The organism is Gammaproteobacteria bacterium (assembly GCA_022450155.1).
Classification (GTDB): Bacteria; Pseudomonadota; Gammaproteobacteria; order Arenicellales; family UBA868; genus REDSEA-S09-B13.
On record JAKUQR010000003.1, the window covers coordinates 207,240 to 233,921 of the forward strand.

General features: G+C 50.7%; 26 protein-coding genes. 13 read left to right on the top strand and 13 right to left on the bottom strand.

What is annotated here, in order from left to right; translation table 11 throughout:
- Window positions 1–105: 105 nt before the first annotated feature.
- The 3 genes from MK323_02570 to MK323_02580 are packed head-to-tail and all read left to right on the top strand — an operon-like array spanning window position 106 to window position 3,915.
- Window positions 106–2,016: an ATP-binding cassette domain-containing protein gene (locus tag MK323_02570; protein MCH2481043.1), complete on the top strand. Its 1,911-nt coding sequence runs from the start codon at window positions 106–108 to the stop codon at window positions 2,014–2,016.
- A gap of 52 nt (window positions 2,017–2,068) precedes the next feature.
- A complete protein-coding gene (locus MK323_02575; GenBank protein ID MCH2481044.1) occupies window positions 2,069–2,989 on the top strand; it encodes a DMT family transporter in 921 nt (306 codons plus the stop codon).
- Between the two features lie 29 nt (window positions 2,990–3,018).
- Window positions 3,019–3,915 (top strand): EamA family transporter, encoded by an 897-nt coding sequence (locus MK323_02580; GenBank protein MCH2481045.1) that lies wholly within the window; start codon window positions 3,019–3,021, stop codon window positions 3,913–3,915.
- A gap of 18 nt (window positions 3,916–3,933) precedes the next feature.
- On the opposite strand, the gene MK323_02585 is transcribed toward MK323_02580, so the two are convergent.
- Complete coding sequence (locus MK323_02585; protein ID MCH2481046.1) at window positions 3,934–5,121, bottom strand: beta-lactamase family protein; 1,188 nt, start codon at window positions 5,119–5,121, stop codon at window positions 3,934–3,936.
- 30 nt (window positions 5,122–5,151) lie between these two features.
- On the bottom strand, window positions 5,152–5,901 hold the full coding sequence (locus MK323_02590) for an SDR family oxidoreductase (GenBank protein MCH2481047.1): 750 nt from the start codon (window positions 5,899–5,901) through the stop codon (window positions 5,152–5,154).
- A 181-nt stretch (window positions 5,902–6,082) separates the two neighbouring features.
- Here MK323_02590 and MK323_02595 point away from each other — a divergent pair, with 181 nt between their 5' ends.
- Window positions 6,083–6,268, top strand: a complete 186-nt coding sequence (locus MK323_02595; protein ID MCH2481048.1) for a hypothetical protein — start codon at window positions 6,083–6,085, stop codon at window positions 6,266–6,268.
- 1 nt (window position 6,269) lies between these two features.
- Window positions 6,270–6,974: a class I SAM-dependent methyltransferase gene (locus MK323_02600; GenBank protein ID MCH2481049.1), complete on the top strand. Its 705-nt coding sequence runs from the start codon at window positions 6,270–6,272 to the stop codon at window positions 6,972–6,974.
- Window positions 6,975–6,976: 2 nt separating this feature from the next.
- Here the strand turns inward: MK323_02600 and MK323_02605 are convergent, their stop codons facing one another.
- Both MK323_02605 and MK323_02610 read right to left on the bottom strand, forming a co-directional pair.
- On the bottom strand, window positions 6,977–7,663 hold the full coding sequence (locus MK323_02605; protein MCH2481050.1) for a hypothetical protein: 687 nt from the start codon (window positions 7,661–7,663) through the stop codon (window positions 6,977–6,979).
- Window positions 7,664–7,767: 104 nt separating this feature from the next.
- Complete coding sequence (locus tag MK323_02610; GenBank protein ID MCH2481051.1) at window positions 7,768–9,000, bottom strand: mandelate racemase/muconate lactonizing enzyme family protein; 1,233 nt, start codon at window positions 8,998–9,000, stop codon at window positions 7,768–7,770.
- Window positions 9,001–9,223: 223 nt separating this feature from the next.
- Here MK323_02610 and MK323_02615 point away from each other — a divergent pair, with 223 nt between their 5' ends.
- Window positions 9,224–10,075: a phytanoyl-CoA dioxygenase family protein gene (locus MK323_02615; protein MCH2481052.1), complete on the top strand. Its 852-nt coding sequence runs from the start codon at window positions 9,224–9,226 to the stop codon at window positions 10,073–10,075.
- A gap of 38 nt (window positions 10,076–10,113) precedes the next feature.
- On the opposite strand, the gene MK323_02620 is transcribed toward MK323_02615, so the two are convergent.
- Window positions 10,114–10,962 carry a phytanoyl-CoA dioxygenase family protein gene (locus tag MK323_02620; GenBank protein ID MCH2481053.1) on the bottom strand — a complete coding sequence of 283 codons (849 nt, stop codon included), beginning with the start codon at window positions 10,960–10,962 and terminating at the stop codon, window positions 10,114–10,116.
- A gap of 135 nt (window positions 10,963–11,097) precedes the next feature.
- Window positions 11,098–12,057: a zinc ABC transporter substrate-binding protein gene (locus MK323_02625; GenBank protein MCH2481054.1), complete on the bottom strand. Its 960-nt coding sequence runs from the start codon at window positions 12,055–12,057 to the stop codon at window positions 11,098–11,100.
- A gap of 84 nt (window positions 12,058–12,141) precedes the next feature.
- Between MK323_02625 and MK323_02630 the strand changes: the two genes are divergently transcribed.
- The 4 genes from MK323_02630 to MK323_02645 all read left to right on the top strand — a co-directional run bounded on the left by MK323_02630 (window position 12,142) and on the right by MK323_02645 (window position 15,460).
- A complete protein-coding gene (locus tag MK323_02630) occupies window positions 12,142–12,624 on the top strand; it encodes a transcriptional repressor (protein MCH2481055.1) in 483 nt (160 codons plus the stop codon).
- Window positions 12,621–13,346 carry a metal ABC transporter ATP-binding protein gene (locus tag MK323_02635; GenBank protein ID MCH2481056.1) on the top strand — a complete coding sequence of 242 codons (726 nt, stop codon included), beginning with the start codon at window positions 12,621–12,623 and terminating at the stop codon, window positions 13,344–13,346. Before MK323_02630 ends, MK323_02635 begins: the two co-directional genes overlap by 4 nt.
- Window positions 13,343–14,149, top strand: a complete 807-nt coding sequence (locus MK323_02640) for a metal ABC transporter permease (protein MCH2481057.1) — start codon at window positions 13,343–13,345, stop codon at window positions 14,147–14,149. Before MK323_02635 ends, MK323_02640 begins: the two co-directional genes overlap by 4 nt.
- Window positions 14,150–14,737: 588 nt before the next feature.
- Entirely contained in the window at window positions 14,738–15,460 is a 723-nt protein-coding gene (locus tag MK323_02645) for an HAD-IA family hydrolase (protein MCH2481058.1), read from the top strand.
- A 40-nt stretch (window positions 15,461–15,500) separates the two neighbouring features.
- Here MK323_02645 and MK323_02650 read toward each other — a convergent pair whose 3' ends face one another.
- The 3 genes from MK323_02650 to MK323_02660 form a co-directional block, all read right to left on the bottom strand.
- Entirely contained in the window at window positions 15,501–15,878 is a 378-nt protein-coding gene (locus MK323_02650; protein ID MCH2481059.1) for an adenylyltransferase/cytidyltransferase family protein, read from the bottom strand.
- Between the two features lie 224 nt (window positions 15,879–16,102).
- Window positions 16,103–16,849: a LicD family protein gene (locus MK323_02655; protein ID MCH2481060.1), complete on the bottom strand. Its 747-nt coding sequence runs from the start codon at window positions 16,847–16,849 to the stop codon at window positions 16,103–16,105.
- 64 nt (window positions 16,850–16,913) lie between these two features.
- Window positions 16,914–17,573: a peroxiredoxin gene (locus MK323_02660; GenBank protein ID MCH2481061.1), complete on the bottom strand. Its 660-nt coding sequence runs from the start codon at window positions 17,571–17,573 to the stop codon at window positions 16,914–16,916.
- Window positions 17,574–18,590: 1,017 nt separating this feature from the next.
- Between MK323_02660 and MK323_02665 the strand changes: the two genes are divergently transcribed.
- On the top strand, window positions 18,591–19,793 hold the full coding sequence (locus MK323_02665; GenBank protein ID MCH2481062.1) for an amidase: 1,203 nt from the start codon (window positions 18,591–18,593) through the stop codon (window positions 19,791–19,793).
- A 7-nt stretch (window positions 19,794–19,800) separates the two neighbouring features.
- Here the strand turns inward: MK323_02665 and MK323_02670 are convergent, their stop codons facing one another.
- Both MK323_02670 and MK323_02675 read right to left on the bottom strand, forming a co-directional pair.
- Window positions 19,801–20,724: an NAD(P)-dependent oxidoreductase gene (locus tag MK323_02670; protein MCH2481063.1), complete on the bottom strand. Its 924-nt coding sequence runs from the start codon at window positions 20,722–20,724 to the stop codon at window positions 19,801–19,803.
- 553 nt (window positions 20,725–21,277) lie between these two features.
- Complete coding sequence (locus MK323_02675; GenBank protein ID MCH2481064.1) at window positions 21,278–22,297, bottom strand: 1-aminocyclopropane-1-carboxylate deaminase; 1,020 nt, start codon at window positions 22,295–22,297, stop codon at window positions 21,278–21,280.
- A 388-nt stretch (window positions 22,298–22,685) separates the two neighbouring features.
- Between MK323_02675 and MK323_02680 the strand changes: the two genes are divergently transcribed.
- Together MK323_02680 and MK323_02685 are read left to right on the top strand one after the other, a co-directional pair.
- Window positions 22,686–23,357: a cysteine hydrolase gene (locus MK323_02680; GenBank protein MCH2481065.1), complete on the top strand. Its 672-nt coding sequence runs from the start codon at window positions 22,686–22,688 to the stop codon at window positions 23,355–23,357.
- A 52-nt stretch (window positions 23,358–23,409) separates the two neighbouring features.
- A complete protein-coding gene (locus MK323_02685) occupies window positions 23,410–24,276 on the top strand; it encodes a proline iminopeptidase-family hydrolase (GenBank protein MCH2481066.1) in 867 nt (288 codons plus the stop codon).
- A 341-nt stretch (window positions 24,277–24,617) separates the two neighbouring features.
- Here the strand turns inward: MK323_02685 and MK323_02690 are convergent, their stop codons facing one another.
- Entirely contained in the window at window positions 24,618–25,469 is an 852-nt protein-coding gene (locus MK323_02690) for a tyrosine-type recombinase/integrase (protein MCH2481067.1), read from the bottom strand.
- Between the two features lie 91 nt (window positions 25,470–25,560).
- Window positions 25,561–26,682, bottom strand: a 1,122-nt coding sequence (locus tag MK323_02695) for a hypothetical protein (GenBank protein MCH2481068.1), incomplete at its 5' end; no start/stop codon positions are given.

Consider the following 26,682-nt stretch of genomic DNA (forward strand, 5'->3'; position numbering starts at 1 on the left):
TATTTCCCTCCCCGACGGGTACTGGGTCGGTTAAGATCGCCAATCCACAGCCGCCCATAAAATGGGTGTTTGTTCTTCGCAGGTTCACCGGGTCGGATACCAGTTATGTCTCTCGTACGAATGGATGCGGTCAGTCTTGATTTTGGCGCTCATAAGTTGTTCCGTGAGACGGACTTCTCCATTGATGCGGGGGAGCGCGTATGTCTAGTCGGACGCAACGGCGCAGGTAAAACATCCATGCTGAAACTCGTGACGGGTGAGCTCGAACCCGATCGCGGTGAAGTGATACGGCAGGGTGAACTGTGTATCAGTCAGCTGGAACAGGATTTAACCATCGACATGACCGCCACCGTATCTGAGTTTGTTGCTCAGGGCTTGTCAGAGATCGAGCAGCTGTGCCGCGAATACCGCCAACAATCTCAAATGTCGCTGGATACCCAGGGGCTTAGACAACTCGAAGCACTGCATGACCACATAGAAACACATGGTGGATGGAGCTCGGGTCAGCGGGTCGCAGCAGTGTGCTCGGAAATGAATTTGCCGGTCGACAAGCCAATGCGGGAGCTTTCGGGTGGCTGGAGCCGACGTGTCGAACTGGCGCGTGCACTGGTGAGCAGTCCTGACCTCCTGCTTCTGGATGAACCAACAAACCATCTCGATTTTGCGACCATAGACTGGTTGGAACGGCGTGTGTTGTCATTTCCCGGGGCGGTACTGTTTATTACACACGACAGAGCGTTGCTTCAGAAAGTCGCCAGCCGAATTATCGAAATAGACCGGGGAAAATTGGTCAGTTACCCCGGTGACTACCGGCGGTTTCTACAGGCTAAACAACAGGCCATAGCAACTGAGGACCGTACGAACCACGAATTTGACCGAAAACTCGCACAGGAGGAAGCCTGGATTCGGGAAGGGATCAAGGCCCGGCGGACTCGTAATGAAGGCCGTGTCAGATCGCTGTATGCCATGCGCGAACAACATGCGCAGCGTGTCAGACGTGAGCATGACCCGCGAATCCATATCGAGGAGGCGGAACTCTCAGGTCGCAAAGTCCTGGAGGCATACAAGATTTCATTCCGCCACGACGATCGACCTCTGATCGAAGATTTTACATTCAGGTTGATGCGTGGTGATCGGATCGGTCTAATCGGCAACAACGGTGTAGGCAAGAGCACGCTGTTGAATCTGTTTATGGGCCAACTGTCATCAGACAGCGGCACCATCAAGTGGGGCGCAAATCTTGAGATTGGATATTTTAGTCAGCACCGGCGGGAGGTTGGGCTCGATCTGGACAAAACTGTGGCACAGGTTGTCGGCGATGGGCAGGATTATGTACTGATAAATGGTCGAGCCCGCCATGTCGTCGGGTACCTGCGGGGTTTTTTGTTTACCGCGAAAAGAGCGCTTACACCGGTTCGGGCATTGTCAGGTGGCGAGCGTAACCGTGTACTGCTGGCTCGATTATTTACCAGACCCTCTAATCTTCTGGTGCTTGATGAACCCACAAACGACCTCGATGTAGAGACCCTGGAGGTGCTTGAAACGAAGCTGACTGAATTCAGCGGCACGTTGATCGCCGTCAGTCATGACCGCGATTTTTTGGACAATGTGGTGGACAGCGTACTGGTGTTCGAAAAGGACGGGCAGATCAGAAAATATGCCGGTGGTTACAGTGATTGGGTCCGCCGGAATCGGGAACTGGCCTCCACGGACGACCCGAAGGGGGAGTCCCGGCTCGCAGCGGCGGAGTCTGCCAGAAAGCGGCCCACGGCGCGCAAGTTGACCTACAAATTGCAACTCGAACTCGATGAACTGCCCGGACGGATTGAGTACCTGGAGCAGCAGGTAGAGGAACTTCAGAACCAAACGAATGACAACGGCTTTTATTTACAGCCTTATGCGCAGACACAACCCGTCCTCGATGCACTGCAGGCGCTGGAGGTCGAGATAGAAGAAGCGATCATGAGATGGTCTGAGCTTGAAGACATGCGGGACACCCTGGAACATCAATCTTGAGATTTCGTGTTCTCAGTGTTGTCAGCTGGTCCAACGCGTCTTGAGCAAGATCATGAATCTGCTGCAAAAATTTTGGGATCGGCATGTCGTGCTGTTAATGCTGACAGCTTTGTTCTGGGCGGGGAATGCGGTTGCCGGACGTATTGCAATCGATGATGTGTCACCTTTTTTGCTGAGTTTCCTGCGCTGGTTCATTTTGTTGATTTTTTTGTGGACACTCTACTGGAAGGACATAAAGGCAGCCTGGCCGCAGCTGCGAGATCGTTGGCTCTACCTCACTTTGATGGGCGGGGTCGGACTCGCCGGCTTTAACCTGGTTTTCTACAAAGCAGCGCATTACACGACGGCCGTAAATATTGGCATTCTGCAGGGATCGATCCCACTGATTGTGCTGTTGGCTGCATACTTGATTTACCACAGCCGTATTACCATCGTGCAACTCGTTGGGGTGTTGGTGGGCCTGGCCGGTGTGATCATGGTGGCTATAGGCGGTGTACCCGGTACGGTAAAGGATATTCTGTTCAATAGAGGGGATCTTATGATGGCCGCAGCGTGTGTACTGTATGCTGGTTATACTGTTGGTCTTAAGAGTCGACCAGCGGTTACCGGGCTGGTGGTATTTTCCGTTCTGTGCCTGCCGGCTGCTCTTTTTTCATTGCCTTTCGCGATATTCGAGATCTTATCGGCACAGGTATTAATGCCGACCGCGACGGGGTGGTATGTGATCGCTTACGTAGTGTTTCTCCCGTCATTTCTTGCGCAGCTGTTTTACCTGCGCAGTGTTGATCTCGTGGGTCCGGGCAGGACTGGAATGTTCGTGAACCTGACACCGGTATTCGCGGCATGCCTGGCTGTGTTGTTGCTGAATGAATCATTTCAGCTCTATCATGGTGCCGCCTTGTTACTGGTTCTCGGAGGCTTATGGCTGTCAAAGGAGCGCGCAAGTCGTAAGGTGGAATCGACTGCGAACTAGAGAACGACAATACGGCCTGGATTGACCTTTTGACTACAGATCGAAAACTCTATCGCCAGGGTATTCTGCTGCTGGTTGGGTCAGCACTTTTCCTGAGCACCTCGGGGATTGCCCTTCGTTCAATTGAGCAAGCCAACGGGTGGCAGATACTGTTTTACAGATCCATTGCCCTAAGCATCACCGTTTTCCTGTTCTTGACTTACCAGAAGCGCAGAGCAGTTCTGGATGAGTTTCGAGACCTGGGTTGGAATGACGTTGTGATGGTAGTATTTTTTGGTACGGGAATGGTGGCTTATGTTTTTGCACTGCTGTATATCACGGTTGCCAATGCCCTGTTTATTCTCAGTTCTACACCATTTGTCGCGGGAATTCTCGGCTGGATCGTGTTACGCGAGCGGGTGGCAGCACGGACCTGGTTTGCCATTGCAGCTTCTATTGTCGGACTCGTAATCATGGTTGGCAGCGGCATGGCCAGCGGCCATATCTTGGGCAACCTGATCGCCATGTATATTCCGATTGCTTATGCTGTGATGATCGTCGCTGTCCGGCGTTCCAAACGTGAGAGCATGCTGGGTGCTGTGTGTCTTGGGGGCCTTGTCGCCGCTGGCTTGTCTGCTGTATTTATCACTGATTACGCACTGACACCCAGAGACTTCGGTATATCAATTTATCTTGGAATCTTCCAGGTGGGTGTCGGTTTTACACTGATGGTCCTAGGGACACGATTTGTGCCTGCGGCTCAGGTCGGTCTGTTGTCTCTAGTTGAACCGGTGCTGGCACCCCTGTGGGTATGGCTGAGTGTCGGCGAGGTTCCCGCAGCCACAACACTTCTGGGAGGCGCAATCATATTCTTAGCTATAGCCTCTTACAGCACGCTGAATATACTAAAGCCACAGAATTCGGCCCACTACGAGGCCAGCGACTAGACTCTTTAAAGGTCGACTTTATTCAATGGCCTGGTAGGCGGCCGACTGCATATCGTTACGCATGGGCGAATTGACACCGAGGTTTTGGGTCATGACAACTCCAATAAAATCTTCTGTCCGATCGACCCAGTAGTAGGTGCCTGCAGCACCGGCCCAACCGCCCTCACCCATACTGGTTAGGTGGATCGCATCACCTGGATTGACCATGACTCGGCCCAGAAGGTTCCACCCGTATCCGGGACTCGGGAAAGGTCCTACTGCAATGGGTATCAATTCTGTTGGCAAGCGGTTGTACCAGGCAAATTCAAGCATCTTACGCGAGATCAGCCTGTGGCCGGATCGGGTCTGACCGTGTCGAGTCATCAGGGCGAACTCAAGATAATCCTCGGCGGTGGAGAACAAGCCATGACCCCCGCGCGCTGTTGCGGAAGTCGAGTTTGAAGGATAAGCCGCTTCACAGTCTCTTCTTTTAAGCGGTGGGTTCGAAAAAGGATCATCCAGGATCTCATCGAGGGATTTTCCATGCATCGGCATCAGCCGGTTCAGGTTGTCATTTGCAACAAAAAAACCAGTCTCGTGCATGCCCAAGGGCTCAAACAGATAGCGCTGTAGCACCTGGTCGAGTGATTCATTCATGACGATTTCGATTATTCGGGCCAGTACATCAGTTGAACAGCTGTAATGCCATCGGCTGCCAGGCTCAAAGGCAATGGGCAGTGTGGACAGGATGTCGACATAGTCGGCCAGAGACCGGCTTCCGTCCTCCGCCAGATTGTGTTCCCGGTAAAGTTCACCCACCGGACAACCGGGCATAAACCCATAGGAAAGCCCTGAACGATGGGTGAATAGATGTTCCACAGTAATCGGGCCGTCAGTGGGGGCGCGGTTTCCATTTGTGCCCAGAATATCCGGTTGCTTGAATTCAGGTATGAATTTCGCGATGGGATCAAAAAGATGCAGTCGGCCTTGTTCCATCAGTATCAGTCCCATGGCCGATACGATCGGTTTCGTCATCGAGTAAATCCGATAGATGGGCTTATCTGGTAAAGGTGTCTTGTCTTCGTAGCTGGCTTGTCCCACCTTTCCCGAACTGAGAATTGCGCCACGTAGATAGATCAGCCATTCGATGCTGCTGAATTCAGTCGCGTCGGTGTAGTGTTGTGCGATCTGTTCTATTCTGTCGATGCGTTGGTGTGTCGTTGTCATGAGCAGGAGCTGGGTGATTTCGGGTAGGGACTATGGTTTGGCCAGGCAGCCACCGTCAACAACGAGTTCCGACCCGGTGATAAAAGAAGCCTCGTCAGATAAAAGGAAAAGACAAGCGTTAGCGATATCCTGCGTCTGACCGACACGCCCCAAAGGTACATGTTGCTCGACCGCGTTGAATGCTATCGGGTCTTTTTTCCAGCGCGCCTGCATGGGCGAGAGTACCGGGCCAGGCAGAATAGTGTTTGACCGTATTCCATTTTTAGCGAACTGGATTGCAAGCGATTTAGACAGGCGAATCACCCCTGCCTTCGAGACCCCATAGGCATCCTGAGGTTGTGCATCGCCCCGCAGTGCGTCAATGGATGCGATATGAACCAGGGCACCACCACCGGATTCACGTATGGCTGGAACTGCATAACGGCTGGTCAGGGCGAACGATTTCAGGTTGATGTCTATCACCCGATCCCAGGTGTCGATGTCAATATCGACAACAGACTTGTCCTGTCCGAACCACAGAACACCGGTTGCATTGACCAGATAGTCCAGTCGCCCAAACTCAGACACAGTTTGGCGGGTGAAGTCTTCCACGAATGTCTCATCCGTAACATCACCCTGAAAATACCGTACTCGACCGATACCTTTGCTCAATGAATCCGGCTGTGGTTTAAGATCCACCAGGGAGACATTGACTTCTCGGTCCAGCAGGTCGGTTGCAATATTCAGGCCGATGCCCCCGCCTGCGCCACAGACAATTGCGCTTTTCCCTTTAAATGGCATGTGTCGTCAAACGGGCCCGGTTCAGCGGCAATGGTTTTACAGACCTGGAGTCAGCCGCACTACATTGGCCATTTATTATATGATGCCTACCTTCGATAGGTGTTGCGTGGGCATAGTACAGACGGGTTGAAGATGGATTGCCGCAGTCGCTCGATGGAATTCTGTATGAGGAAATAGTCACGTGAAAGAATTTTTTGGGTCGACGGGGTTTCTTTTTGTTGTGGTGGGTGCCGTTGTTCTCATATTACTCAACGAGTTGCGGAAAACGCGCAGTACCGGTCAGAAGGGCATGATGTATGCCTTGCTGATGACATTGGCCGCGGTTGTCGTCGCCACGGCAGTGGTGCTGTATTCATTCGAGATTTGAGATGGAAACACTCGCTAAAGTGAGGGAGGGTTATGATCTCTGGGCGACTGTTTACGATGATGACCAGAACCCGCTTCAGGCGCTGGAAGGTCCGTTGGTGCAGCAGGCCTGCGGCAATGTCCAAGGACATCGGGTTCTGGATATGGGATGTGGCACAGGGCGCCATGCGCTATGGCTGGCGCAAGCGGGTGCCGACGTGACCGGGATCGATTTTTCGGAGGCTATGCTTGCAAAAGCACGTGAGAAAACAGCGAGCTATTCGATTGATCTGATCGTGCATGATCTTCACCAGCGCCTGCCGTTTCAGGCGGGTGAGTTTGATCTGGTGGTCAGCGGACTGGTGCTAGAGCACATTGCCAATCTTACCTATTTTTTTTCCGAGATTGCCCGCGTGCTGGACAATCCAGGGCGGGCTGTTGTTTCCGCGATGCACCCGGCTATGTTTCTTCGGGATTCGCAGGCGCAGTTCACGGACCCGAAATCAGGCAAAAAAATTCGACCGGGTAGTCTGCCCCATCAGCTTTCTGATCTGGTGATGGGTGCAGGTTCGGCATCGCTCGAGCTGGCACATTTTTCAGAGCACTCGGCAGATGCGCAACTAACAGCGGATTTTCCGCGTTCAGAAAAATATGCTGGCTGGCCGATGCTGGTCTTGTTTCAATTTCGGGCTGTGGCTGCCCTGCAGGCTCAGGCGGGGGATTCTTGAATTCAACCAGCCCTTGTCCCCAACTCCTCGTCCCGTAGTTCACACATAAACCGGTAAGTACCAAGCTCTAGATCTGGAAAGGCGGGCTGCTGCAGTTGCCCTCTGATGTGCTCGGCTGTAGAACCATTCAATGCATGAGCAACCACGCACCATTCGATACGGGAATCACGACCGCGTATCTGTTCTTCGTGCCTGGGGTTGTCGTCTACAGGGTCTGAGTCGGGTGACAAGCGAACCCACACTTCGGAGCGCAGACATCCGGAAGTGCCATTCAGATGTTCAGCGATAGTTTTGAGGTTATCTTCATTTGCTGGCGTGTCTGAACGGGCTGTGATGACGTGACTGCCTTGCATTTCACCCACCCGGTGTATGCAGCTGCAGACCGTGCGGGATACGTTGATAAAAACACCCTGCATCACTTCGCGGGTCAGTATGGATGGGTTATCCAGCTGGTACAGGTAGGCCGCTGAAAACAACACCTCAGCCGATGTGGTCTCATAGTAGGTGAAGTATTTGGGGGCTCCGTCGACGGATTCATGACGACGGCCGAGCTTGAAGCCTGGGATACTCACACGATCATGAAGGTGCTCACCCTGATACCACTTTTCATACAAGAATTCTTCGCCGGTCTTACAGTCGTTCCAGAGTGCAAGAATACCTGTGGGGCTTTCTGTGCTCGTATCTCCCATGATTGGGTTGTCTCTTGATGGTGAAACTGAATAAATTGTGAATGGTGTGTAGTCAGGTTTAGCAACCTTGGTCAGCACTTAGGGTTGATCGGTGCGAATCGTATTTAGAGTTCTGTGATTTTTTTCTGGTTGTTTGAGTCCAGTGGGATATTGCACATTTCCAGATGCAGCCGACCGCCACCGCTATAGGGGTGGTTTAAGATCGTCTCCACATCGAGCTCTATGCCCAGCCCCGGCTCTGTCGGCGCTAGCATATAGCCCTTGTCCCAGGTTAGTGATCGGGTCAGCAGTTTTTCATGGAATTCAGTTTGAATCGTTTCAAGAATTAGGAAGCTGGGACTGCTGAATGCCACGTGCGCAGCGGCGGCATGGGCGATCGGACCACAATAAATGTGTGGTGCGACCTGGGCATTGAATAATTCGCTCAGGACAAAAATCTTCTTGGTCTCCCAGATACCACCGCTTCGGCCGATATCCGGCTGCAGGATAGACACACCGGCTTTTAAACATTCGTGAAACTCCTGTTTTGTCGTTAGCCGCTCGCCGGTGGCGACCGGGATGGTGGTGGCACTCGCCACTTTACCGATGGCTTGGATTTGGTCAGGAGGGCAAGGCTCTTCAAACCACAACGGGTCATAAGGTTCTAAACGCTTGGCCAGGCGGATTGCTGACGAGGTGGTCATCTGTCCGTGTGTGCCGAACAGGATGTCAGCGCGGTCACCAACGGCTTCTCGAATTCGCTTTACGCTGTATTCCGCCCGGGCAAGTTCGTGCAGCGAGAGTTCTCTGCCGCCTTGAAAGCTGTATGGCCCGGCGGGGTCTTGTTTGATTGCGGTATAGCCCATCTCGATATAGTCGAGTGCACGTTCCGCTGCGGCATCGCCGTCGTGATAAACATCATCGGTGTTGTTTTTAGAGTCGCCCTCGTCTCCAGGGTCTTTAGGGTACAGGTAGGTATAGGTTCGAAGGCGATCGTGAAACTGTCCGCCGATGAGGTTGTAGACCGGTTGATTCAGCGCCTTACCCAGAATATCCCACACAGCGATTTCCATGCCGCTGAAAACCCCCATCATGGAAACATCCGGTCGTTGTGTGAAGCCGGCGGAATAGACGCGCCGAAAGAGCATTTCCACGTTAAACGGGCTTTCCCCGGCGATATAGCGCTCGAACGTATCTTCCACCATCTGACAGGCAATATCTCCGGATACCGGTATGCCGTAACATTCACCGATGCCCTGGATGCCGTTATCGGTGGTGAGTCTGACGATGACCCAGAATGTGCCGCCGATGCCGGTCGGTGGTACCGTGGCCCACGTTTCAATCTGTTGGAGTTTCATGGATAATTTTGGCCGATTAATCTACGGGTGGTGAATGTTGATGGTTGTTACACAAAAACGCTTGCAAGACGAGAATAGAAGGCCTCCTCGGTTCTATGAATCTGTAAAGATCTCATCACATTATATTTAATTCACTCAGCTTGGGTTTTGAATTCACCGTAAACCCAAAATAGTCGAGAACAGTTTGGATGACCTTATCGGGTGATTTAAACAAGGTGCAAATATGACGATGCTCTCTCCCACGCAGTATGCGCAATATCAGCGTGAAGGTGTGGTCTTTCCCCTTAGGGTCTTGGACGCAGAGAAAGCTGGAATACTGGCAGGCCACTGTGACGTGTTGCAATCTCGAATGGGTCATTGGGTGGCTAGTCCACAGATATCTAAATCCAATCTGGTCAGTTGCGCGATGGCGGATGTCATTCGAAATGAGACACTCCTCGATGCAGTGGAGTCAATTATCGGGCCTGATATCCTCTGCTGGGCAGCAACGTTGTTTGCAAAACCCCCTAATTCCGGTGGCTACGTCGGCTGGCACCAAGACAGGACTTACTGGGGTCTTTCGCCTGAAGAACAGGTTGTCACTGCCTGGCTGGCGCTGACCGACGCGCACTATGACAACGGCTGTATGAGTGTGCTTAGAGGGAGTCACTTGCAAGGCAATCGTGACCATGAGATTGTTCCAGGCACTGAAAATATCCTCTTTTCAGGCCAGGAAGTAATTATCAAACCACATGAAAAAGGTCAACTCGTGCACGTCGAACTTGACCCCGGAGAGGCTTCGATTCATCACTCAAAAGCCCTCCATGGTTCAAATCCCAATACTTCAGACCGGCCGCGTATGGGTTTATCAATACAGTACATCAGTGCCAATGTGGTACAGCGCAATAACGGTGGCGTCGATTCAGCATCTGCGGTTCGGGGCAACACGGCGCACAGCAAACTCGAACTCGAACCTTCGCCGGAGAAGGATTTCGATACCCAAGGCATCAAGAACTGGAAGCGGTTTATTGCTAATCCGAGTGGTTTGGGCGCTACCGCTGATGCGATTCAGATTGAAGCATCTGGCCTTGAATGAGCAGAAAACACTATGCTTAAGCAAAGCGATTGCAAGCTCTAGCGTTGCATGGATTCCTGATTGTCGTAGATCGAGTCGGTGCCGGGTTCCTGTGGTAAATGGATCCGGAACGGTAACGCCGCCATGCGGCCTTCACGCACCGGCGCACCACGCAGTATTCGCGAATCGTATTCCTGCAGATCATAGCTTGAAAAAATGGGGAAGGCGTCGACTGCTGTATAGCTGAACAGCAGCAGTGGTCGGAGGGTGTTTGTGCTGCTGTTGCCCGAGGCGTGTAGGGTGCGGACATGATGAATCGTCAGTGAGCCGGCCGGTGCTATTAGCGGTACAGCCTTGTCTGCCAGGTCGCCGATGGCATCAGTATTGACACCACCGGTAAAAATACCATTGTGGTGATGATCGAACACCGGGCCTTTGTGGCTCCCTGGAATCACCATTAGTGGGCCGCACTCGGGTGTACAGTCTTCGATCAGAACACCCACGGCGAGGATATCGTCGTTGGTGTGGGGATAAAACGCCCAGTCCTGGTGCCAGTTGATCTCAGCATTCGTCCCGGGGTGCTTGAAGTTCAGTTTCGAGTGATCGAACCGAACCGTACCCCCCAGCAGCTCGCATACGGGATCCACAATCGTGCTGCATTCTGCGATCTGTTTGAATAGCGGATCCCGGATGTGGGGATCTTTGAGTCGTCTGACACGAGGATTGTCTGCTGAGTGCGACTGATCGAGGTCATAAATGCGGTTACTGGTTTGTACCGCACGCGATGCCTCGATGAAACGATCCACTGTATCACGCAGACTCGTGAGTACACTGCTGGGAATGGCCTGTTCGAGTAGCAGGTAACCGTTGTCTTGGTAAAAACTAATCTGATCGGCGGTTAATGCCATGTTCGACCTGTATGGCGGTTTAAGTGAATGTAATTCTACAAACTTTAGATCCGTGGGTCATAGGGAGTTGCTGTTCTGATTTTGTTGGTTGATCAGCCATTGTCAGAATCAGATGTCGAATCCTAGCCTCGGTTATCACAAGCAGCTCGCCATGGTTTGGGCAATGTCGCGCAAAAGGTTTAGGTATAAATCAGCACCCAGGGTGAGCCGGGCGCCGAGCGGGTCAATCACGCGGGTTCTGGCTTTGGTCCCATCGACGACGGTCGCGACGAGTTCTGGATTGAACTGGGGTTCAGAAAACACACACGTGATGTCCAGTTCTTCGACTGTTTGATGAATCTCTGCGATACGTGCTGGACTCGGGTCTGAGACATCCCCCATAGAAATCGAACCGGCTGCCAAGACATCAAATCGCTTCTCAAAATATTGATAGGCATCATGGTAGACAATGAAATCCGTACCGCGAAATGCCGCCAGTGTTGCTTCTATTTCAGAGATGACAGCGTCGATATCTGTCTTGCCTTGAGTGACATTGTCGAAGTAGATTTCGGAATTTTGGGGATCTATCTTCGACAACTCTGTCGCGATGACATCGAGCCAGGTTTTGCCGTTATCGGGATCAAGCCAACCATGGGGATCAACGTTCGCAGTGGGGTCGCTGTTTTGAGCTGTTGTATGTCCCTCTTCGTCACGTTTGGGCTCGTGATTGTGTGCTTCGAAGGTTGTACCTTCACGGTAGGGTCGTACTGTGGAGCCTTTAGTATCCATCAGTTCGATAACTTTGGCGTCTGCAGACAACGTTTTTAGAGCACCTTCGAGCCAGGGTGTTAGCCTGCTGTTCATCCAGAAGACGAGATCGGCTGCTTCCAGCGATGCCGCATTGGAAGGACGCAGCGAATAGGCATGTGGTGATGCCCCCCGGTTGACAATCAGATCGGGCATGCCAATTCCCGCCATCACCCGGGTGACTAGCGAATGTGTTGCTGGAATGTCAGTTGTCACCTGCGGTACATCAGCCGACACCATACCGGATAGCCACAATCCACAAATAGCAGTGCCCAGGATGGTTTTGATGATTAGACGCAGGGTGATCATGATTAAACGTATGTTATGATATAACATAACATAAGCTAATATAGATGATCCACCCGGATGTTCCTTGCTGGAAAAGGAGAGCACATGGATGCAATTGGTTTCGGGCAGCACAACCATGCTGAGTGCATTAGGCAGGGCTTGGATTCAGTCGATGCTCAGTGCAAAGCGGCGGGATTGCAGTTCACACCGGTACGCCGGCGCGTATTGGAAATGCTTTTGGCAGAACACCGTGCCCATGGTGCTTATGAAATTCTGGACAATCTTCGCGCCGAGGGTCTGGGCTCACAGCCACCAGTATCCTATAGGGCGCTGGAATTTTTAGTCAAAAATGGTTTTGCGCACAAGATCGAGCGGCTCAATGCCTTTATCGCCTGTGCTCACTTGGCGGAAAATCATGCGCCGGTCTTTTTGATTTGTCGTGCCTGCGATTCGGTTGCAGAAACCCACACCGATCTCACCCGGGGTGTGTTAGGTCGTGCTGCAAAAACAGCTGGCTTTCGGATTGAACGAACCGGGGTCGAGATTGAGGGCATCTGTACCGCCTGCCACGACGGGGGTGCGGCATGAGTTTGGTAGAGATTAGCAGCCTCGATATACGCATCGGCGGAAACACAGTTCTGCATGACGTGGCAATGCAGGTCGATCCCGGCGAGATCATTACCATCGTTGGCCCTAACGGGTCCGGGAAAACCACACTCCTGAGGGCGATCATCGGTGCAGTCAGACCGAGTGCCGGGAGGGTTAAGAAAAACTCCGGGCTGCGTATCGGCTACGTGCCGCAGCGTCTGCACATAGACGCAACACTTCCTATCACCGTACGGCGCTTCCTCAGCCTGCCGCGCCGAGTATCCGATACTGTTGCGCAGGAAGCGCTAACCGATGCAGGTGTGGGAAATCTGGCCAAGCGACAGATGTCAGGGCTTTCGGGCGGACAATTTCAACGGGTGCTGTTGGCCCGAGCCCTGCTTGGTCGGCCTGAACTTTTGCTTCTTGACGAAGCCACTCAGGGTTTAGATCAGCCCGGATCAGCTGCTTTTTACCGGCAGATTGAAACGGTACGGCAACGCCTTGGCTGCGCTGTGCTAATGGTCAGTCACGAGCTGCATGTGGTGATGGCCGCTTCGGACCGGGTGATCTGTCTGAATGGCCATATCTGTTGCCACGGCGCGCCTGGACAGGTAGCTACAGCCCCGGAATACCGAGCGCTGTTTGGCTCTGGAACACAGGGTGCGCTGGCGCTGTACCAGCACGAACATACGCATTCACACGATCACGAGGCCGCCGCATGAACTGGTTGGACAGTTTCCTCGTCCGCGCCTCACTGGCGGGTGTGGGTGTCGCGATTGCCGCCGCGCCACTGGGCTGTTTTGTCGTCTGGCGCCGCATGGCTTATTTTGGTGACGCAACAGCCCAGGCTTCGATACTGGGCATCGCCCTGGCGCTGGCCTTTTCGACTTCAATTTTCCTGGGCGTTCTGGTCGTATCGCTTCTAATGGCCGTAACGGTCTCGGCTCTCAGTGGGCGGGGCTACGCGATGGACACGCTGCTGGGTGTACTCGCCCATTGTGCGCTGGCTTTTGGTCTTGTGGCAGCTTCTTTCTTGTCTGGGGTGCGGATCGACCTGATGGCCTACCTATTCGGCGACATCTTGGCTGTTGGAAAGATTGACCTCGTCGTGATCTGGGGTGGTGCGGGATTGGTTTTGTTTTTGATGTGGTGGCGCTGGTCGGCGCTTTTGACTTCAACTTTGAATCCCGATTTGGCCCATGCCGCGGGGATCGACCCTCGCCGCGAACAGTTGATTCTGACTGTGGCGCTGGCGGTAGTGGTAGCGGTTGCCGTAAAGGTTGTAGGGGCACTGCTGATTGTGGCTCTGCTGATTATCCCTGCAGCCACCGCAAGGCCTTATGCGAAAACGCCCGAACAAATGGTACTGATTGCCACAATAATCGGCGGCCTGTCGGCGGTTGGCGGATTGCAAATGGCCTACAGTTTCGACACCCCCACCGGCCCCACTATTGTGTGTCTCGCTGCCGTGCTTTTTTTACTGTCAACTTTGGGTGGCCTGATCCGTGGTCGGGTCATGGGCTGAGACATGATGCACCCGAAGATATCCGAACTCCCGACCGCTAATAGATGTCTCTGACCATGTTCAGACACGTGATTACGCGCGCCAGCCGTGTAAGGCTATTATTGAGGGCATCAGTACAGCCGGGCTTGGGCTACCCAATTATATGTTGGCCTGCAGTCAACATGCAGACTACTTATAGTTTTGTACATTTACATCAGATAAATCAAACTCTAAGGAGACCATTCTTTCCACTGTAAAAAATTTAAGTCGAAGGTGACGTGATACGCCACATCCTCGATTGTTTCATCAAATAGAATAGATTTAGTTTCCTATAGCAAGTAGGCGCCAACTAGGATGGAATATTCACTTACTGAGTTTGGAGGAACGCTGAAATTCATGGTTGACTTTGTCAGTGGCTGGGGAGTCGCCAACAGGAGACAGATAAATCAGGCGCTAGGGGCACTCGGCCGTGTTTAACTGTCGGAACAACCAACTAGACAGCAGAAAAGGCAATACCGATATGAAAAGTACAATCACTCCTCAGTTTTGTGATACGGGTTTGGTGCTCCTTTCGTATCTATTATTATTTCCCCGAAGGGGTATCTCCAGATGAGTCTCAATGAGATCAAGGCACTCACCTTTGATACCGGTGGCACTATCCTCGACTGGCATACTGGGTTTGCCACGGCTCTTGGCAATGCTGGGAAAATCCACCAGATCGAAAGAGACTGGGGTGGAGTAGCCAATGACTTGCGACGTCGTTCACTAGGGAAAATGGTGAATTTGGGTGAGCACGCACCTCCTCAATACAACTTTGATGACGCGCACCGCATGGCCTTGGACGAGGTTTGTGTCGCAAATGGCTTAGATCCGTTTACTGAGAAAGAGCGCTACAGTATTTGGTGGGACGCAGTACATAACCTCACAACATGGCCGGACTTTCCCGCCGTGCTGCCAAAACTCGGCCAACGATTCATGTGTGTCTCTTTCACCATTCTAAGTTTCCGGATTGTTATGGACACTGCGAAGAGAAATGGGCTGAGTTGGGATGCGGTGCTATCGTGTGAGGCAATCGGGAAATACAAAGTACTGCCTGAAGCTTACGAGAGGACAGCACACTACTTACAACTCGAGCCTCACCAATGTTGCATGGTGGCCTGTCACAATTGGGACCTGGATGCGGCGAAGGCTGCTGGCTTCAAGACAGCCTTTGTCCGACGTCCCGATGAATGGGGGGAAGAAGGCCCACCTGATTCCGAACCGAACCCTAAACATGACTTAATTGTGGATAATTTTCCGGCTTTAGCTCAAGCGCTTGGGGTCGACACCTGACATTTCCCTCGGTAGTAACCGAGTACGTCAGAAAATTCATCTAATTTGTCGCAGCCTTACATCTGTCAATGATGTCTGTTGTTGAGATAGCTGGTGTGTATGCCACAGTTCGGTATATACCCATCTCAATGGGGACCTTGTACATACGGTTTTCGAGTTCTTCAGAAAGATCGTCACTGTGAACCACCAGATCGATCTGATGGCGCTTAATCCAGTTGTGATCAATAGCGAACGGAGCATCGCCGATGACTTCGTCCACATAACGACAACCCTTGACGACCGCAATCCTTTCAGCCATCGAAAGAATCGGCAATCGCTTATAGGAATTTACGATTTTATCAGCGTGAATCCCAACCAGAAGGAAGTTACCGTATTCCCTGGCTTTTTGGAAGAAGTTGACGTGGCCATAATGAAACAGGTCAGCAACGGCGTCTACATATACGCGTATGATTGTTCTCTCCTCAAGGTAAAGAAAAATTTAAGCTGAATGTGGTTTGCCGGTCTCTGGTATCAAGGCATTACGCCTGCCCGAGGGAATCGCAGGATTGGGGGTATAGACATAATTCAAGCCGGGGACCAAGCGTTCGCCATACAAAACTTCCCGGTGATCGTCATAGACGATAGAGACTACATAACTACCCTTCACGGGCAGGTTGAAGAAAACCCTGTATCGCTATCTGTGTTGGCATTTTCCAATCCGGTCAACACCGTTGTTGACGCGATGCCAATCTGTGCCTGATCAACTGGCAAGCCATCAAGATCGAGGACTCTGAGATAGCCGGTATGTGACGACTGTACAAAGCGGTTATTAAGGGACATCGTCCTTCTATGCTCTGGTGGAATAATGCTCTGATCGGTCAATTCCAGCACAGTCGATTCAAATACGCCGAATTCCTTTGGAACACGCCAGTCCGGACCATACCGGAGCCTGAGATAATCCTCGGCCGGATTGGGAATCAGAAACGTTTCGCCAAGAAAATCAATCTCTTTAAGGTCCGTGTGTAAGTTGACAGGAATCTGGATGACTGGATACTGGTAAATACTTTCCCCAATGATGCGATAACAGTTCCAGTCAATCGGTACACCGTATTGTTTCATCTCGACGCAAATACCGATCTCGCTGACGATCACGTCTGGGGTAAAGCCTTTCTGGCTGAACAGGTCGACCGCCTCGTATACCTGCTCCTCGGTAAGGCCGTGCAACCCGATTACCGAGCCCACATCCAGATCATCGTCCCAAGCGATCAGGCAACCCTCTCTGACTGCTCCCAGACAGGTACCATGCCGCAAAAAGAACACAATGCCGAGTTCGTCCAGAATTTGCTTGGCTTCTTTCAGTACCGTTTCCGCAACGGTCATCCCCATTGGTTTATAAACAGTTGCGTTCATGCGCAGTGATCGACTTAGATATAAGCACTAAATTCGCGAAGATAACGACTTAATCCGAATCACGTTATTGGGGTTGCGGCACAATTCGAATATAGGGTTTTGGCGAGTCCCAGCCGTCAGGATATTTCTCTTTAGCCTCATCGTCAGAAACGGCCGGTACGATGATGACATCCTCGCCTTGCTTCCAATTGACGGGCGTCGCGACCTTGTGTTTCGCCGTCAGCTGACAAGAATCAAGAATGCGCAAGATCTCATCGAAGTTGCGACCCGTGCTCATGGGGTACGTCACCATCGCTTTGACCTTCTTGTCGGGTCCAATGAGAAAAACAGACCGCACGGTCTGGTTATCGGCCGGCGTTCGATCCTTGGCCTCTCCACTGGCATTGGGATGCAGCATATCGTAGAGCTTTGCGATCTTGAGATCCGTGTCGCCAATCAGCGGATAATTCACGGCGTGTCCTTGGGTCTCTTCGATGTCTTTGGACCATTCGGCGTGGTCACCCACCGAATCGACACTCAAACCGATAATCTTGCAGTTGCGCTTTTCAAATTCCGGTTTGAGTCGCGCCGCATAACCCAATTCCGTGGTGCAGACCGGCGTGAAATCTTTTGGGTGTGAGAACAAAATGGCCCAACCTTCACCGATCCACTCGTGAAAGCTGATCGATCCTTCGGTGGTCTCGGCTGTAAAGTCTGGGGCGTCATCGCCTATGTGTAATGCCATGTCAAACCTCTCTTAAACGTGTCAATATTGTCTATCCCGCATCGCTTGATAGTTGGTCCGATCATTCTAGTCGATAAGATACCCAGTAAAAACAGTACGATAAGGGATATATTTCATAAAAAGAACAGTTTTCCATACCCGGTAGGCTAACTAGGATGATCATCGAGTGTTTCAAGTCCATCTTTCAAGTATTTAACCTGTCGATCTAGTTCAATCTCTTAATCTCGGTTGCTATCAGTTGATCACCCTCAAGCGGATATCGGACGAATATTGGCTGCGCTACGGACAGAACCGCCCACTCCAAGGTCGATAAAACAGCGTCCTCGATCGAAAAGTGACCGGGTGTCCGGTCTCGCCATCACTGATGGTCACAAGGCCTATCTCGATTTCTACGGTAATTGTTTTAGAGCAGACCACGAAGGGCAGATCGTCGAGTAGGCGGGTAGAGACCAGGAGGAGGTGCTGGTGCACCGATTCGATTTTCAGAAGGTGAAAAAATTCCGAGACTTCTGGGCTGTGTTCCGGGATCACCGGCCAGACTTGTACGGTGCCTTGACCACGCTGGACGGTGGTTGATGTTCCGTATAACTGAATATTGAAGGGTGGGTTTATCCCAAAACTGGGCGCTGGATCTCTCCCATATTTTATTGTTTTACGAACAGTGTGAAATTCGGATCTCACTTCTGTCGTAAATCAAAAAGAAATGGCGCGCCCGGAGGGATTCGAACCCCCGACCACTGGTTCGAAGCCAGGTACTCAAATATGCACTTCAACCTATAAAACTAGGGATAAGTCTACTACGGCTCTCCCATAAATTTTAGAGTTTCAGGGAGTTTTACTACTAGTTTTGGGAGTTTCTAAGACTTTAGTGGGACAACGGTGTGACTACTGTTGGCTTCAATCTGTAGTACTTAGCAGTAGTTGAAGTGTCAGCATGATGGAGTTTCTTGGATGCTTGACCTAACTCATCCTCAGACCCAACATAGTCCAAGGCTTACAATAATTAGAGCAATGCGTGTGGAAACAAAAACAATTCCCAACGCAACACTAGGTGCGTTCTGCGAAGAAAATCATGTTGCACTCATGCACACAAGCCGAGGCGTACTCGACGGCCTCACATTCGCTACCAAAGATGTGTTTCATATAGCTGGTTCACGGACAGGTTTCGGGAACCCTGACTGGATTCGAACTCATAGTGCAGAAAAAACGACTGCTCCAGTTGTCAAAAGCTTACTTGATGCTGGAGCGGATATGCTCGGACGTACTTTGACCGACGAATTGGCATATAGCCTATCTGGAGAAAACTTCCATTATGGGACACCTATAAATTCTGCGGCACCGGACCGCATTCCAGGAGGCTCTTCAAACGGGTCTGCAGCTGCCGTGTCTGGCCAAGTAGTTGATTTTGCGCTAGGCACAGACTGTGGTGGATCAGTGCGATTACCTGCAATCTACTGTGGAATAATGGGTATAAGACCCACACACAACCGCATTACAACTGATGGTGTGATCCCTTTCGCTCCTTCCTTCGATGTTATTGGGTGGTTTGCCTCTGACGCGACGATATTTGAAGAGGTTGGTAGCGTTTTACTAGACCAACCAGCGATGTCGCTAGATGTCAAACGGTTAATAATCGCAAAAGATACTTTTCCCCTAGTAGATTCTTCGGTAAATGAAGTCTTGAAGCCAATAATAAAATCGTTAGTTGATAAATTCGAACTAACAAAGGAAATAAATGTTAGCCAAGATAGACTAGCCCATTGGTTCGAAATATTTCGGACTATTCAAGGATCTGAAATCTGGGCCAATCGGAAACAATGGATTAAAGAGTTTCATCCGGTTTTTGGGCCTGGTATACGCGAACGGCTTGAATGGGCATCGACGATTGACTCACAAACAATTTCCTGGGCGCACTCAGAATATGTTGAGATTAACAATTATCTCACCAATCTTCTCGAGCCAGATGAAATCTTATGTCTCCCGACTTCACCACGAGTTGCTCCACTAAGCGGTACTGAAACAAATACACTTGAAATCGTATATCGGACTCAAGCAATGAACTTATTGTGCATCGCAGGACTTGGTGGCTTACCACAGATAAGTCTCCCACGAGTTACCCAAGGCGGATTACCGCTTGGATTATCATTTATTGGTGCCCCCGGTTCTGACATGAATCTACTCGCCTTGGCAGTTAATCTGGTTTCCCAACCAAGTTTCTGATCGACTCCTACAAACTGTCCTCAGGGTCGTCACTGGGCGGGGCGAGCTGATGTACGCCTGCTGCCTTGGCCATGTGTTTCCAGACCACGGAAAAATCCTTACGACCCAGACCCGCCGTTCGTCCGCTCTGGTACACCTGACGCGCCAGTCCCGCGACAGGTACGGGGACACCCACATCGTCGGCGAGAGCCAGTGCCAGGCCAATGTCCTTGTACATGAGATCGAGCATAAAGCCAGGCTCATGCTGGTTTTTCAGGACCGTATTTGGAAAATGGTTCTGAAGTACCCATGTGTTGCCGCTGCTGGTCCCAACGACCTCGACAATCGTCTCCATCGAGAGACCCGCTTTCAGTCCTGTCAGAAAAGCTTCCGAGGTGGCGATCATTGAAATCCCGGTGATCATGTTGTTGACCAGTTTGACCTTGCCCCCCATGCCGGCTTCACTGCCGGCATGAATCAGCTTATTGCCCATCACCGCCAGCACCTCGCGACAGCGGTCAAGCACGGCGGCAGGGCCACCAATCATTATCGTCAACGTGCCGTTGATGGCACCTGTCTCGCCACCGCTCACCGGGGCGTCGATCATCTGCCCTCCTGCAGAATCAATCTCCAGCGCGAGTCGCTTTGATACCATCGGATCTATCGTGCTCATATCGATGACGAGGTGCTCGTCGCGAACCGCAGACAGCAGTCCCTGTGCGCCCAACACAACCTGTTCCACGTCTGCCGAACCCGGCAGCATGGTGATTACCGCCTCGCACTGACTCATCACCTCTACGGGATGTTCCGCCCGGACTGCACCTTCGCCGACCAGTTCCTCGACAGCTGCTGCATTCACATCGAGCACCGTGAGTTCGTATCCTGCCTTGAGCAGGTTTTTCGCCATCGGCTTACCCATCATGCCGACACCTATGAATCCAAGTCTCTTCATCGTGCTATTCCCCCTCATTCGTAATGGCGGGCAATCCAGAATTCATCAGAGCCCAGATTGCGACCGTGCACTGAATCTGAACTGATAGGTCAACGGACAGCTCGCCAGCCTTACGAGTCTACCCGTGTCGCGATCTATGGTGGGTCGTTATAAAAGGGCGTTATTGCCTTGGCATGCGCCTACATAGGAACCATCAAATTAGCGCTGAGAACCAGCTGAAATACCGAAGTTATTGGAGGATTCGGTAGTTATTGGACACCCTACCTTTTTGTAAGGTGACCTAACTCCTTGATTTAATGGCGCGCCCGGAGGGACTCGAACCCCCGACCACCTGGTTCGAAGCCAGGTACTCAAAAGCGCACTTAAATCTATAAATACAGGGATTATTGTAAACGAAGGTTCCCAAATGAATCAGAATTTCTAAGAGTTTTACTACTACTGTTAGAGGTTTCTCTAATTCTTTTGGGAACTTTATGGGGCTACGACTGTTGGGTTTAATCTGTAGTATTTGGCAGTAGTTGAAGTGTCGGCATGACCGAGCATCTTGGATGCTTCATCCATTTCTATAGGTATAACTATATCCATTTAATGCTGGCGCACCACCAAGATGGGCATACAAAACTTTTGAGCCAGAGGGAAAGTAACCTTTGCCGATGAGATCAATCATACCTTGCATTGACTTCCCCTCATAAACAGGGTCAGTGATCATCGCCTCCATTCTGGCTGCAAGTCGAATTGCATCATTCGTTTTATCACTAGGTACGCCATAACCTGGGTAGGCGTAATCTGGATTTATGTGAACATCTTTGTCAGTGATTTCTTGCCCTAACTCAATTAGCTTCGCAGTGTTTTTTGCTATTTTCGTAACCTGTGTCCTGGTCTGATCAATTGTCCCTGATGCATCAATACCAATGACTTGGCCTGAGCGCCCGTCGGCCTTAAATCCAACAATCATTCCCGCATGAGTTGATCCGGTCACTACACAAACGACGACATAATCGAACTGAAAACCGAGTTCTTTCTCTTGTATTCTCACTTCATCAGCAAACGCAACATATCCGAGTCCGCCATATTTATGGACCGACGCACCCGCGGGGATACCGTACGGTATTCCACCTTCTGCTCTAACTGACTCAATTGCTTCTTGCCAGCTTTCTCTAATCCCGATATCAAACCCATCGTCCACGATGCGAGAATCAGCTCCCATTAGTCGGGTCAGGAGAATATTTCCTACACGATCATAAACCGCGTCATCATGTGGCACCCAGCTTTCCTGTACCAGCCGACATTTCATACCGATTTTCGCAGCTGTAGCTGCAACCATACGAGTATGATTGGATTGCACACCGCCTATGGATACTAGCGTATCGGCTCCGGAAGCCAGCGCATCAGGCACAATGAATTCTAATTTCCGCAATTTATTCCCTCCCATTGCGAGGCCCGAATTGCAATCATCCCGCTTTGCGTAAATCTTAACGCTGCCGCCACAGGCGTTTGTAAGTCTGGGCAAGTACTCAATGGGTGTGGGGCCAAACGTTAATGGATAACGCTCAAATTTTTCGGTTAAATTCATAATTGGTTCTCTAATACCAAGTCTTTACAAGATTAAGACTGCAGCAACCGAAATCTCCCTAATTACAAATAGAGCAATCTAAGAAATACGAGAGTCACTGGCTATAAAAACAAGGATAAGTCTACAACGAACCTCCCATTTAATTCAGATTGTCTGTAAATTTTACTGCTACCTTTTGGATTAGTTTTTGTTTCAATGGGATAAAAGAGCTACGATGTATGACTGGTAAGTTAAAGCAACCCAACTGGGTATGGGTACCTAGCGTGGCGCTAAGTGAATTAATACGCGAGATAGTTCGACAGTGAGAACCGTATCGTGATGCCACCGGATATGGAATTAACTGGTCAACTCCCAAGTAATACTGTCTACAACTATTCGGAGGCCAAGCATGATTGATACAATCGATAGAACAATGTTTCCTGAATTTTCATCACAAAATACAGCCTTACTCGTCATAGACATGAGCCTTGATTTTCTGGCAGATGGAGCTCCATTTGAAACTCAGGAGGGTCGCCAAATGATGCCAAAGCTAATCAAGTTGATTCGCCGTTGTCGCGAAATCGAGCTTCCTATCATTTATATCAACCATGTACACCATCCGGGTGCCAAAGACATGGGAACTCTGGGAAAACGTTTTCCGACAATTCGTCAAGGTAAGGCTTTGCGGGCAGGTAGTGAAGGTGTCCAAATCTGGCCAGAAATCGCTCCACAAGCGGGTGATATTGTGATGGAGAAAATCCGTCAGTCGGGTTTTATGTATACCAGACTGGAAGCCACACTCAAGGAGTTAGAAGTGAAAAATATTTTGGTGGCCGGAGTCGCAACTGGAGCCTGCGTCGAGTGTACTGCTCGAGATGCCGTCGCTCGAGATTATTCGGTGATTGTGCTAAGTGATGTTACCTCGGCATCAGGATTGCCCGATCTTGGATGGGGAGAAGTCGACTCCGACACATTGCAGCGTGTGTTTTTGACAAATTTTGCGTATCACTTTGGCAAGGTAGCGTCAACCAACGAACTTCTCAACGGTCCTCTTGCTATTACTACTTTAAAACAGGCCTAGAGCAACAAACTAAATTAATACGGTTGAAACTTAACTTTTAAGGAGGCAAAAAATGGAGCGCCGGCTCGAGCTTTCAAGTGGTCATAAGGTCTGGACAAAAACTGTGGGTGACGGGCCGGGACTTCCTCTATTGCTGCTCCATGGCGGCCCCGGCGCCGGGCATGATTACCTGGAACCGCTCGAAGCACTTGGCTCCGACCGTCCGGTGATCTTCTATGACCAGCTCGGCTGTGGAAAATCGGAAAAACCCGAAAACCGCGCGTTGTGGACCATCGAACGCTTCGCCGACGAGGTGCAAGAGGTTCGTGACGCACTTGGTTTTGAGCGTTGCCATATCCTTGGCCAGAGCTGGGGCGGATGGCTCGGTATCGAATATATGCTTCGGCAACCGGCCGGGCTGCAGAGTTTTGTGCTGGCCTCGACCTCATCATCGATCCCGCAATTCTCCGCCGAATGCGACCGGCTGATTTCCGAGCTGCCGGAAGAGCACAGAAAGGCGCTGGAATACCATGGAGCTCGGGGCGAGTTCGAGCATGAAGCATATGCTGCGGCGGAGGAGGTTTTTTATGGCCGCCATTTGTGCCGGCTGGAAGAATGGCCGGATTGCATGTTGCGTTCGGTCGAAAATCTGCATCACAACACGGTCTATGAATCCATCAACGGACCGAATGAATTCACTACTATCGGAAATCTGCGTTACTGGAACCGCACACCAGATCTGGCTCAGATCAAGACCCCGGTCCTGATCACCTGTGGTCGCTATGATGAGCTGGGCCCCGCCTGCGCCGCCACGATGCAGGCAGGCATCCCCAACGCAGAGGCAGTGATCTTCGAGGAATCAGCCCACGTCGCCCATATCGAAGAGCCAGAAGCCTACAGAAAGCGCGTTTCGGAATTCTTAGCGCGAAATGACGAGTAGGGTAACGTCGTTTATGCTGATTCCCAAATGATAGACAGGGCCTTTTTTACACCGGGGTTGCGGTACTGACGGTAATTACCGTGTACGTCAGCGAGTGTTTCTGCGGCTGACATGGAATTTATTTGGGAACTTTTGGCTTATTTGGGAACTCCTAGATTTTCAAATCGCTCTAAGTCCTTGATTTAATGGCGCGCCCGGAGGGACTCGAACCCCCGACCACCTGGTTCGAAGCCAGGTACTCAAATGCGCACTTCAATCTATGGTTATCGGCATTATTGCACAACGATTCTCCAATTAATTTTGGAGAATTGAAGAGTAATCGCCCAGAAACAGCTAGAACGTTAAGAGTTATTGGAGGATAAAGGAGTAACTACGGTGGGCTTCAGTCTGTAGTACTTAGCAGTAGTTGACCTGTCAGCGTGACCGAGCCTGTCGGCAGCTTCCTGTAAATCCCCTTCAGAGCCAACCAAATTTCTGAGCGACCTCTCTGAGAATCTTATCTCTTTAGGAAACCACTTCATCCACCTTGCCCACGAGGACGAGAATGCTGTGGTGTATCTACCATTGACGAAGTACAACTTACCTTGCTGCGTATTGAAGAGATGAATAGAGGAGGGCGGTATAGCTTTTAGCTGGCTAATTACTTTTCTCAGTTCAGGTGTCCACTTATACAACGTAGTTTTACCAGAAGAATCTTCGGTCTTATGATGCGTCACCAATAATCCTTCTGATGTTATGTTCCTGACTGTAAGCAGTAACAGATCAACCTGCCTCAAGCCCGTCATCAGCTTCAGCTTTACATAGCATTGCAACCATGGAACTGCCTTTGGAAGCATGTCTTCAACTTGCTCTATAGACTTAGAGAATGAATCTATCTGAGCAGCAACATCTACCTCTGCTGGAGATGGAACTTCAGGAGCGAACTTCTGCTCATCAACAATATCCTGCACAATGTCTTGATAATCGTATGTTGTAGGTTTCTCAGGCCAAGTAATACCACCAGTTGCTTCTTGGGTAAGTAGGTCTTTAGGAGTTCCAAAGGTAATCATTGGAGTACCGTCTGAAAGGCCAATACCCCAGCTGGGTTTCGTAACTTGTGCTGTATACGGTTGTAGTAATCCTGTAGTTGGTACTGATATAGGTGCTAGGTAGCTATAACCTAACTCGCACAACCTTCTCTCTTCTTCGTTCATAGTCATTCTCCTTTTGATTGACAATAGGGATTCGTGCCGATGCCTGAGCAACAGCTGCTAAATGTAGTAATGGGTTAGTACAGCGAGGGAGTCAGCCGATCATATCTAAGAAATTAGTGCCTTCGACCTCACGGAGGATGGCAATCGTGTTAGCGGAGGTTTCATCCCAGCTTAACTCGCCTTCAGGACGAGGCTCTCCAAGAACATCTGATCTGAAATTCTGTAGTGGCTTACCCATCATATGGACAGCGACAAGACATTGCGCAAAATCGATCCGCAAGTCCTGAACGTTGTTAGCATGAACTGCAAATGCGTCGTGTACTGCTATGACTGGATACTCTGCCTTAGCCACAACCATGTGGGCTAAAGATGCGTCAACACTATGGACGAGGTTGGCTTGCAGCCCTAACTTAACTTCATTGTTATGCAGCCTAGGAGTTACATGTCTTGCGCTTAACTGAATTCTTCTACGTCGTTCCTCCTTCGACTTCGGTACTCTAAACTGTATCTTGTCTGTATAGACTGGTCGGAAGTGAACCTCAAAACCACTCATGGTTGCCCATGCCAATTCTCCATCTTGAGGTAAGCCCCATTGCTCGATTACTTCCTTCATCTCCTTACGGAAGGTTTTAATTGTCGGCACAACTGCCTCTACTCTGCGGATACCTTCCCTAGCTAGTGCAAGCAGTTGCATATGATGAATGATGTCCGCGTAGGACCATTCCAACTTTTTATCATCTTTGAGTTCTTTGACCTTCTCGATTGCAGTTTTCTTTGAGTAGACCTGTCTAGCTGCGTCAACCGCATCTTCTTCAGATGGGTTGTCTATGCTTTCCGACTCTCCCGCAGGTACCCAGTCCTTCAGGAACGGTATTTTTGATAACTCTTCCTCAGCTATCCTCTCTGCGCCTGAGCCATAACATCTGGGTACAACAATCTTCTTCACGACCTTCCGCTTCTGCGTACCTGAAAGACCAGCTACATACTTATCCTCCCAATCTGTAGCGATCTGGTTATAGAAGTCGGACTCAACAACAAGGTTACATATCTCTGCTACATCTCTATCCCCATAGAACAATGCTAAGTGCTGTATAACACTGTTCGTCTGGTCTACTTCTATGGGTAAATGACTAATAAATCCTTTCTTACGGATCATCCGTTTCTTAGTCGTCGCGTCGCGTAACTCCATACAGGCTCTAATAAATAGGAACGG

Coding starts and splice junctions, on each gene's coding strand:
- MK323_02675 (MCH2481064.1), bottom strand. CDS start 22,297: ATGAATTTAACCGAAAAATTTGAGCGTTATCCATTAACGTTTGGCCCC.
- MK323_02690 (MCH2481067.1), bottom strand. CDS start 25,469: ATGAACGAAGAAGAGAGAAGGTTGTGCGAGTTAGGTTATAGCTACCTA.
- MK323_02600 (MCH2481049.1), top strand. CDS start 6,270: ATGGAAACACTCGCTAAAGTGAGGGAGGGTTATGATCTCTGGGCGACT.
- MK323_02605 (MCH2481050.1), bottom strand. CDS start 7,663: ATGGGAGATACGAGCACAGAAAGCCCCACAGGTATTCTTGCACTCTGG.
- MK323_02660 (MCH2481061.1), bottom strand. CDS start 17,573: ATGGCATTACACATAGGCGATGACGCCCCAGACTTTACAGCCGAGACC.
- MK323_02615 (MCH2481052.1), top strand. CDS start 9,224: ATGACGATGCTCTCTCCCACGCAGTATGCGCAATATCAGCGTGAAGGT.
- MK323_02680 (MCH2481065.1), top strand. CDS start 22,686: ATGATTGATACAATCGATAGAACAATGTTTCCTGAATTTTCATCACAA.
- MK323_02570 (MCH2481043.1), top strand. CDS start 106: ATGTCTCTCGTACGAATGGATGCGGTCAGTCTTGATTTTGGCGCTCAT.
- MK323_02685 (MCH2481066.1), top strand. CDS start 23,410: ATGGAGCGCCGGCTCGAGCTTTCAAGTGGTCATAAGGTCTGGACAAAA.
- MK323_02630 (MCH2481055.1), top strand. CDS start 12,142: ATGGATGCAATTGGTTTCGGGCAGCACAACCATGCTGAGTGCATTAGG.
- MK323_02585 (MCH2481046.1), bottom strand. CDS start 5,121: ATGACAACGACACACCAACGCATCGACAGAATAGAACAGATCGCACAA.
- MK323_02640 (MCH2481057.1), top strand. CDS start 13,343: ATGAACTGGTTGGACAGTTTCCTCGTCCGCGCCTCACTGGCGGGTGTG.
- MK323_02610 (MCH2481051.1), bottom strand. CDS start 9,000: ATGAAACTCCAACAGATTGAAACGTGGGCCACGGTACCACCGACCGGC.
- MK323_02645 (MCH2481058.1), top strand. CDS start 14,738: ATGAGTCTCAATGAGATCAAGGCACTCACCTTTGATACCGGTGGCACT.
- MK323_02635 (MCH2481056.1), top strand. CDS start 12,621: ATGAGTTTGGTAGAGATTAGCAGCCTCGATATACGCATCGGCGGAAAC.
- MK323_02655 (MCH2481060.1), bottom strand. CDS start 16,849: ATGAACGCAACTGTTTATAAACCAATGGGGATGACCGTTGCGGAAACG.
- MK323_02625 (MCH2481054.1), bottom strand. CDS start 12,057: ATGATCACCCTGCGTCTAATCATCAAAACCATCCTGGGCACTGCTATT.
- MK323_02590 (MCH2481047.1), bottom strand. CDS start 5,901: ATGCCATTTAAAGGGAAAAGCGCAATTGTCTGTGGCGCAGGCGGGGGC.
- MK323_02575 (MCH2481044.1), top strand. CDS start 2,069: ATGAATCTGCTGCAAAAATTTTGGGATCGGCATGTCGTGCTGTTAATG.
- MK323_02670 (MCH2481063.1), bottom strand. CDS start 20,724: ATGAAGAGACTTGGATTCATAGGTGTCGGCATGATGGGTAAGCCGATG.
- MK323_02620 (MCH2481053.1), bottom strand. CDS start 10,962: ATGGCATTAACCGCCGATCAGATTAGTTTTTACCAAGACAACGGTTAC.